At 66.6% G+C, this 1022-nt stretch carries 1 protein-coding gene; it reads left to right on the top strand.

Features of this window, described 5'->3' with window-relative positions:
- Positions 1-391: 391 nt before the first annotated feature.
- A partial coding sequence (locus AB0M52_RS34150) for a helix-turn-helix transcriptional regulator (RefSeq protein WP_363962041.1) occupies positions 392-1022 on the top strand: 631 nt, incomplete at its 3' end.

Genomic DNA, 1022 nt, shown 5'->3' with positions numbered 1-1022 from the left:
GTCTGGGCCAGGTCGACGCCGGTCGGCTCGCCGAGCGAGTGCAGCCAGGCCGTCGCCCCCGGCATGAGGGCCTGGTAGAACACCGAGAACACCAAGATCTCGCGTGGACGGGGCCCGGTTACCCGATCAAGGTTGCGCGACGAGGCACTACGTCCGGGACGTTCCGCCTCCGGAGCAATGAGGTCTTCCACGGCTGCCACGCCAACATGCGTCGATATTCCGCGCCTGGGAATTGCGCGTAAATGGCCGCCGTCGGGGGTGTCTTGTATGGTCAGGAGCATTATCACCCTGCGGGAAAGCAGCCCGAGTGAATCGATTGTCCGGGCGGCGCTCGCGCGTTTCACCGATGGCGTCCTGATGTAACAAAACGCAACATGGAGAGGGGTGGCGGATGGCCGACGACATGGGTTCGACAGTTCCCCGGCGTCAGCTCGGGCGGGCGCTGCGCGACCTGCGTACCGAGGCGCGAATGACGCTCGACGGCGCGGCCGAGGCGATGCAGTGCAGCCGGCAGAAGATGTGGCGCATCGAAAGTGGCCTCGGCCCGGTCCGCGCCCTCGACGTCAGGGCCATGTGCGAGCTGTACGCCGCAACGCCTGAGCTGGCCGCCGTGCTTACCGCGGTGGCCAACGAGACCAAGGCCAAGGGTTGGTGGCACTCGTACGGCGACGCCATCCCCGACTGGTTCGAGATGTACGTCGGCCTCGAATCCGCCGCCTCCCGTCTCCGAGAGCACGACGACACCCTGATCCCCGGGCTGCTCCAGACCCGAGACTACGCCCGTGGCGTCTACCAGCACCGATCGCGCATGACCGAGCAGGAACGAGAGCGCCTGGTCGAGGTGCGGCTGAAGCGCCAGACTCTCCTCGAACGCCGCCTTCCGCCCGCGCCAAAGTTCGAGGTCGTTCTCTCCGAGGCGGTTCTCCTCCGGGTCGTCGGTAATCCCGCCACGATGGCCGATCAGTTGCGACATCTGCTCAACATGAGCAACCGCCCCCACGTCTCGATCCGGGTGCTCCCCC

Source organism: Micromonospora sp. NPDC051296, assembly GCF_040682255.1.
GTDB classification, from domain to species: Bacteria; Actinomycetota; Actinomycetes; order Mycobacteriales; family Micromonosporaceae; genus Micromonospora; species Micromonospora craterilacus.
This window is presented reverse-complemented; position numbering and strand designations above follow the sequence as displayed.